The organism is Frankia sp. AgKG'84/4 (genome assembly GCF_023242965.2).
Classification (GTDB): Bacteria; Actinomycetota; Actinomycetes; order Frankiales; family Frankiaceae; genus Frankia.
The window spans coordinates 1-632 of record NZ_JALKFU020000661.1; the positions used below are offsets into that span (position 1 = coordinate 1).

Annotated in this window: 1 protein-coding gene; it reads right to left on the reverse strand. The window is 70.9% G+C overall.

Going from position 1 to position 632, the window contains the following annotated elements:
• Window positions 1-420: 420 nt before the first annotated feature.
• On the reverse strand, window positions 421-632 hold a 212-nt coding region (locus MXD58_RS24505), incomplete at its 5' end, for a hypothetical protein (protein ID WP_250610025.1).

Here is a 632-nt window from a genome sequence, read left to right on the forward strand (position 1 = left end):
GCGCGGCCCCGGCCGCCAGCGGGTGGCGGCGAGGCGGTCGGCGTGGTTACGGAGGCGGCACGGCGCACCACCGGACGAGGTCACCCGCGGCCCGCGGCAGAGCCGGGGCCTCGTGGACCCTGCGGGATCCGAGGAGATCTACCTGGGAACTAACGACAGCGGCTGGACTCGGCGCGCCCGAAATCGATGCAGCGGCGGGACGTCAACCACGTGGAGGTCCGCACCGGTCTCACTCTGATCAGCGTCACCACACCCGGTCAACACTCCCAAATGTGATCTGCGGCACGCACGAAGATCCTTCGATCGCCGGTCCCACCCGGCGATCCGCGCAGGGCGACGGCCCGGCCCCGAGCCAGCCTCACCGGCACACAGCCGCTACCAGCATCTTTGTTCATCGACTACCTGAAGATATGAGATGCGTCACCTGTCCATCGGGTTGGCGGGCTCTGGGCCGCCGTGTTTCTGTTCCTGCATGTCGATCCCGCCGCTGCTGGTGCGCAGACGGCACATCGACCTGGCGCTCGTCGCCGCGTCCCGCTGTCCTGGCGGCCCTCGCACCCGCTGACAGCTCTCCGCCGGCGCACTGCCGGCGCCCACCACGGCGATCCCACCCGGGCGGGGGCGTCCCGGCC